The 1,183-nt window shown below is 59.8% G+C and carries 1 protein-coding gene; it reads left to right on the top strand.

The genetic code is table 11. The annotated features are described in order from the left end of the window. Window positions 1-1,179, top strand: a 1,179-nt coding sequence (gene tuf / locus PIN01S_RS26135) for an elongation factor Tu (RefSeq protein ID WP_084339832.1), incomplete at its 5' end; no start/stop codon positions are given. Window positions 1,180-1,183: the final 4 nt, after the last annotated feature.

Below are 1,183 nucleotides of genomic sequence, written 5' to 3'. Positions count from 1 at the left end.
TTCGAACGTAACAAACCGCACGTCAACGTGGGCACTATCGGTCACGTTGACCATGGCAAAACTACCCTGACCGCAGCGCTGACCAAGGTTTGCGCTGACACCTGGGGTGGCGCTGCGCGCAACTTCGATCAGATCGATAACGCGCCGGAAGAAAAGGCCCGTGGTATCACCATTAACACCTCCCACGTGGAATACGACTCGGCCATTCGTCACTACGCTCACGTTGACTGCCCCGGTCACGCTGACTACGTGAAGAACATGATCACCGGTGCTGCCCAGATGGACGGCGCGATCCTGGTTTGCTCCGCTGCTGACGGCCCCATGCCGCAGACCCGCGAGCACATCCTGCTGTCCCGCCAGGTGGGCGTTCCTTACATCGTCGTGTTCCTAAACAAGGCCGACATGGTGGACGACGCTGAGCTGCTGGAGCTGGTCGAAATGGAAGTTCGCGATCTGCTGAACACCTACGACTTCCCGGGCGACGATACTCCGATCGTCATCGGTTCCGCGCTGATGGCGCTGAACGGCGAAGATGCCAACGAAATGGGTGTGTCCGCCGTTCGCAAGCTGGTTGAGACCCTGGACTCTTACATTCCGGAGCCGGTGCGTGCGATCGACCAGCCGTTCCTGATGCCGATCGAAGACGTATTCTCGATCTCCGGTCGCGGCACCGTGGTAACCGGTCGTGTCGAGCGTGGCATCGTCAAGGTGGGTGAGGAAGTGGAAATCGTCGGTATCCGTCCGACCACCAAGACCACTTGCACCGGCGTTGAAATGTTCCGCAAGCTGCTCGACGAAGGTCGTGCTGGTGAGAACGTCGGTGCGCTGCTGCGTGGCACCAAGCGTGAAGACGTGGAGCGTGGCCAGGTTCTGGCCAAGCCGGGCACCATCAAGCCGCACACCAAGTTCGAGTGCGAAGTGTACGTGCTGAGCAAGGAAGAAGGTGGTCGTCACACCCCGTTCTTCAAGGGCTACCGTCCGCAGTTCTACTTCCGTACCACTGACGTGACCGGTAACTGCGAGCTGCCGGAAGGCGTTGAAATGGTAATGCCGGGCGACAACATCAAGATGGTTGTCACCCTGATCGCTCCGATCGCCATGGAAGATGGCCTGCGCTTCGCAATCCGCGAAGGTGGCCGTACCGTCGGCGCCGGCGTGGTTGCCAAGATCATCGAGTAATCGG

Source organism: Pseudomonas indica NBRC 103045, assembly GCF_002091635.1.
In the GTDB taxonomy this organism is placed as follows: domain Bacteria; phylum Pseudomonadota; class Gammaproteobacteria; order Pseudomonadales; family Pseudomonadaceae; genus Pseudomonas_M; species Pseudomonas_M indica.
This window is presented reverse-complemented; position numbering and strand designations above follow the sequence as displayed.